An 811-nucleotide genomic window follows, 5' to 3' on the forward strand; every position below is an offset into this window, starting at 1 on the left:
GGCGCCAGCGTGTGGGCGCCGGTGAAATCGCCGAAGGACGGCAACAACAGCAACCCGGCCTCGTGGCTGAAGGCCGGCAGGCGCAGCACATCGCGCCCGCGCCCACGCAGCACCACGGCCGGGTGCACGTGGCCGGCCAGCACCGTGTGGCCGGGCACCCGCTGCGGGTGGTGGCAGCACGCCAGCGGCACGCCGGCGTAGGGCACGTGGGGCTCGTCGACCACGGTGATGTCCAGCGACGCCGGCAATTCGCCCGCATGGCGGTCGTGGTTGCCGCGCACCAGCGTCAGGCCCAGCCCGGCGCGCGCCCGGCGCCAGTGGGCCAGCTGTGCCAGCAGCGCCGGCGTGTGCGCCTCGGCGGCATGCAGGAAATCGCCCAGGACCACCAAGCGGTCGGCGCCGGTGCGCGCCAGCACGGCCGACAGGCGCTCCAGGTTGTCCCGGGTCGTGCCCGTGGGCACCGGCAGGCCACGCGCACGGAAGGTGGCGGCCTTGCCCAGGTGCACGTCGGCCACGAACAGCGTGCGCGCCAGCGGCCACCACAGCGCTTGCTCGGCCAGGGGCAGCAGGCACACGCCCGGCGCGACATCGATGACCGGGCCCGACGGGCGGGGCGCCGGCGACCGGCGCAGGGTGGGGGCATGGACGTTCATGGCAGCACTCCCGAAGGGGGATGGGCGGTGGCACGGCGGCGGCCCGCGCTGTCCGGCCGCACCATGCCGCGCGCCGGGCCGGCGCACCGGTGCATTGCGCGCACAGTGCGCGAAGGCGACGAAATTTGCAAGCCCATGCCCTTTGCTCTCCTCTTCTA

General features: G+C 74.8%; 1 protein-coding gene. It reads right to left on the bottom strand.

Annotated elements, in window-relative coordinates; translation table 11 throughout:
- Window positions 1-653 (bottom strand): ligase-associated DNA damage response endonuclease PdeM (gene pdeM / locus A612_RS12310; protein ID WP_019374773.1); only part of this gene is annotated, 653 nt, incomplete at its 3' end.
- Between the last annotated feature and the right edge of the window lie 158 nt (window positions 654-811).

The sequence above is a fragment of the Melaminivora alkalimesophila genome (assembly GCF_000282995.1).
Classification (GTDB): Bacteria; Pseudomonadota; Gammaproteobacteria; order Burkholderiales; family Burkholderiaceae_C; genus Melaminivora; species Melaminivora alkalimesophila.